The sequence below is a fragment of the Variovorax sp. 20P10.2.4 genome, from assembly GCF_058244205.1.
On record NZ_JBZAYE010000715.1, the window covers coordinates 1 to 3,487 of the forward strand.

The 3,487-nt window shown below is 71.6% G+C and carries 5 protein-coding genes; 4 read left to right on the forward strand and 1 reads right to left on the reverse strand.

Annotated features, from left to right (window positions below; genetic code table 11):
• Window positions 1-524: oxidoreductase (locus AC27VN_RS36170; RefSeq protein WP_490879747.1), on the forward strand; the 524-nt coding region annotated here is incomplete at its 5' end.
• A 16-nt stretch (window positions 525-540) separates the two neighbouring features.
• Here the strand turns inward: AC27VN_RS36170 and AC27VN_RS36175 are convergent.
• Window positions 541-1,455: a LysR family transcriptional regulator gene (locus AC27VN_RS36175; RefSeq protein WP_296798490.1), complete on the reverse strand. Its 915-nt coding sequence runs from the start codon at window positions 1,453-1,455 to the stop codon at window positions 541-543.
• A 145-nt stretch (window positions 1,456-1,600) separates the two neighbouring features.
• Between AC27VN_RS36175 and AC27VN_RS36180 the strand changes: the two genes are divergently transcribed.
• The 3 genes from AC27VN_RS36180 to AC27VN_RS36190 form a co-directional block, all read left to right on the forward strand.
• The gene (locus AC27VN_RS36180) at window positions 1,601-2,056 is read left to right on the forward strand and encodes a DoxX family protein (RefSeq protein WP_490879748.1); all 456 of its coding nucleotides are present in this window, start codon (window positions 1,601-1,603) and stop codon (window positions 2,054-2,056) included.
• A 30-nt stretch (window positions 2,057-2,086) separates the two neighbouring features.
• The gene (locus AC27VN_RS36185; RefSeq protein WP_490879749.1) at window positions 2,087-2,737 is read left to right on the forward strand and encodes a (2Fe-2S)-binding protein; all 651 of its coding nucleotides are present in this window, start codon (window positions 2,087-2,089) and stop codon (window positions 2,735-2,737) included.
• A partial coding sequence (locus tag AC27VN_RS36190) for an FAD binding domain-containing protein (protein WP_490879750.1) occupies window positions 2,730-3,487 on the forward strand: 758 nt, incomplete at its 3' end. The genes AC27VN_RS36185 and AC27VN_RS36190, both read left to right, overlap by 8 nt.

The following is a 3,487-nucleotide window of genomic DNA, read 5'->3' on the forward strand; positions in this document are numbered from 1 at the left end:
GCTCGGGCGCCTCGCCCGGCGGCGCGCTCGCGCTCGACGACGCGCAATGGCAGGCGGCGCTCGACACCAACCTGCTCGCGGCGGTGCGGCTGGACCGCGCCTTCCTGCCTTCGATGCTCGCGCAGGGCGAGGGCAGCATCGTGCACATCTCCTCGATCCAGCGCCGGCTGCCGCTGTACGAATCCACGCTCGCCTATGCCGCGGCCAAGGCGGCGCTCAGCACCTACAGCAAGGGCCTGTCGAAGGAGTTCGGCCCGCGCGGCGTGCGCGTGAACACGGTGGCGCCGGGCTACATCGAGACCGGCGCCGCGCGCGCCTTCGTCGAGCGGCTCGCGGCGGGCGCGGGCAGCGACTATGCGAGCGCGCGTCAGGGCGTGATGGATGCGCTCGGCGGCATCCCGATCGGCCGGCCCGGCCTGCCCGAGGAGGTGGCCGAACTCGTGGCCTTCCTGGTGTCGCGGCGCGCGGCCTCGATCCACGGCAGCGAGTACGTGATCGACGGCGGCACGGTGCCGGTCGTGTAGGCGCACGAGGGCGCCGCTACCTGAGCGCGCCGAAGCGCTCGGCATAGAGCGCCGTCACCCAGTCCACGAACACCCGCACGCGCGGCGACAGCAGCCGGTGCTGCGGGTAGAGCACCGAATAGACCATCGGCGGGCAGGGCGTGCCGGCGAGGATCTCGACCAGCGTGCCGGCGCGCAGCTGGCGCTCGATGTGATAGCGCGGCACCTGGATGATCCCGCAGCCCTGCTCGGCGCAGGTCTTGTAGCTGTCGGCGTTGTTCACGCTGATCCAGTCGGGCAGCACGACCTGCTCGACGCGCCCGTTGACCTCGAACAGGTAGGGGAAGTGGTCGGGCCGCGAGGACGAGAAGAAGTTCACCGCCAGGTGCTGCTGGCTCAGCAGGTCGGCCGGTGTCAGCGGCGTGCCGCGTTCGGCCAGGTAGGCCGGGCTCGCGCAGGTCACTTGCGGCAGCAGCGCGAGCCGGCGCGTGACCAGCGAGGAGTCCTTGGGCTCGCCCGCGCGCACCACGCAATCCACGCCTTCGCGCACCAGCTCCACGAGCCGGTCGCCGCTGCCCACGGCGAGCACGATGTTCGGATAGCGCGCATGGAAGTCGCCGATGCGCGGCAGCACGATGTCGTTGGCGGCCGCGCCATGGATGTCGATGCGCAGCCGCCCGCGCGGATTGACCGCGAGCTGTGCGAGCGAGGACTCGGCGTCCTCGAGTTCGAGCAGCAGGTGGCGGCAGCGCTCGTAGTAGGCCTGGCCGTCGACCGTGGTGCGCACCTGGCGCGTGGTGCGCTCGAGCAGGCGCACCTGCAGCCGGGCCTCGAGCTCCTTGATCGCGTGGGTGGCCGTGGCGCGCGGCAGCTCGAGCGCGGCCGCGGCCTGCGTGAAGCTGCCGAGCTCCACGATGCGGGTGAACAGGCGCATGGCATCGAAGCGGTCCATGGAATGAGCTCGGCGAATTGTTGGCCTGTGTTGAATTGTATTGACGAAATTCGCATATTTATTCGCCAATGCAGAACAGAGAGACTGCCAGCGCGCGGCCATCCCGCCGCGCCTCGTCACCTTTTCCCCCCGAGGAGCGACCCCCATGCAGTTGATCTTTCCGCGCCTGCGCGGCACCTATGACCGCTTCGAGCCGCTGAGCTACGCGCTGCTGCGCCTGGCTTTCGGCCTGATGCTCGTGACCCACGGCCTGCCCAAGCTGCTGGGCCGCAGCCACGGCAGCATGGCCGACCCGATGAAGGGCTCGGTCAACCTGATCGCCAACGTGCTGCACCTGCCGGGCGCCGAGCTGCTCGGCTGGTTGGTCGCCATCCTCGAGGGCGTGGGCGGGCTGATGCTGGCGGCCGGCCTGTTCACGCGCGTGGTCGCCGCGATGGTCGCGGTGCAGATGCTGGTCATCTGCTACGTGATGGGCCCGACCTTCCCGTGGATCGACCGCGGCTTCGAATACCCGCTGATGCTGTTCTTCATCGCGCTGTGCCTGCTGGCGCGCGGCGGCGGCCGGCTGTCGCTCGATGCGCGCATCGGGCGCGAGGTCTGAGCAGAAGAAGAAAAAAGAAAGGACGCCACGATGAACCCCACCCCATCCCCCGGCACCGGCGCGCCCGCGCTGAGCCGTCGCACCTTCATGATGAGCACCGCGGCCGGCGCCGCCGGTGCCGCGAGTGTCGCGGGCACCGGCCTGGCGAGCGCGCAGGAACCCGCGCCCGCGCCGCCGCGCATCGACACCCGCGTCGTCATCAACGGCCAGCCGCATGCGCTGCAGCTCGAGCCGCGCGCCTCGCTGCTCGACGTGCTGCGCGAGCAGCTCGGTCTCACGGGCGCCAAGAAGGGCTGCGACCACGGCCAGTGCGGCGCCTGCACCGTGCACCTCGACGGCCGGCGCGTCGCCTCCTGCCTCACGCTGGGCGTGAAGGCCGATGGCTGCGCCGTCACCACCATCGAGGGCATCGCCGCGCCCGACGGCACGCTGCATCCGATGCAGCAGGCCTTCGTCGACCACGATGCGCTGCAGTGCGGCTACTGCACACCGGGCCAGGTGATGGCCGCCATCGCCTGCGTGCGCGAGGGCCATGCCACCAGCGAGGCGCAGATCCGCGAGTACATGAGCGGCAACCTCTGTCGCTGCGGTGCCTATGCCGGCATCCTCGAGGCGATTCGCGATGCCGCCCCGCGCATGCGCGCCGAGACCGAAGCCATGGAGGGCCGCCGCCATGCATGACTTCGCCTACCACCGGCCGCGCAGCAGCGCCGAGGCCGTGCAGCTGCTCTCGCGCAGCCAGCCCGGCGCGCGCTACTTCGCGGGCGGCACCACCCTGTTCGACCTGATGAAGCTCGGCGTGGAAGCGCCGGCCACCGTCGTCGACATCGGCCGCATCGAGGGCCTGCGCGAGATCGACGCCAGCGACCGGGCCGAGCTGCGCATCGGCGCGCTCGCCGCGATGAGCGACGTGGCCGAGCATCCGGTCGTGCAGCGCGAGTTCACCGCGCTGTCGGAGTCGCTGTGGAAGGCCGCCTCGCAGCAGCTGCGCAACATGGCGAGCGTGGGCGGCAACCTGCTGCAGCGCACGCGCTGCGCCTATTTCCGCGGCGGCCCCGAGTTCGCCTGCAACAAGCGCGTGCCCGGCAGCGGCTGCGCGGCGCTGGCCGGCGTGAACCGCGGCCATGCGGTGCTCGGCGGCAGCGAGGCCTGCGTGGCGGTCTACCCGGGCGACTGGGCGGTGGCGCTCGCGGCCTTCGATGCGCAGGTCGACACGCTGAGCCCGCGCGGCGAACGCACGGTGGCCGTGCGCGAACTGCACCGCGCGCCCGGCGCCACGCCGCACCTCGAGACCGTGCTCGCGGCCGACGAGCTGATCGTGCGCATCCGCGTGCCGCGCACGCCGGCGGGCAGGGCCTCCACGTACCACAAGATCCGCGACCGCGAGTCCTATGCCTTCGCGCTGGCCTCGGCCGCCGTGGGCCTGCACCT